Here is a 277-nt window from a genome sequence, read left to right as displayed (position 1 = left end):
GTAATTGCCGGGGTGTCTACCGGTACAGTCACCGAAGATGCGAATGTAATAAATGCCAATCTGAGCAGCGGCGGTACGTTGACCATTGCCGATGTGGATGCCGGCCAATCCAGTTTTATCGCCCAGCCCTCTGTGGCAGGCACCTACGGTACCTTTACCCTGGCTGCCGATGGGCCCTGGACGTACACGGCGAACAATGGACAAACGGCCATCCAGCAGTTAGGGGCTGGCCAAACGTTGACTGATAGCTTTACTGCGACTTCTTTAGATGGCAGTG

At 55.2% G+C, this 277-nt stretch carries 1 protein-coding gene; it reads left to right on the top strand.

Features of this window, described 5'->3' with window-relative positions:
- Positions 1-277: VCBS domain-containing protein (locus tag ACN4Z1_RS16015; RefSeq protein ID WP_419423061.1), on the top strand; the 277-nt coding region annotated here is incomplete at both ends.

The sequence above is a fragment of the Legionella sp. ST3F1 genome (assembly GCF_048553315.1).
Lineage (GTDB): Bacteria > Pseudomonadota > Gammaproteobacteria > Legionellales > Legionellaceae > Tatlockia > Tatlockia donaldsonii.
Note: the sequence above shows the minus strand (reverse complement) of the source record. Positions and strands in the feature narration are given on the sequence as shown.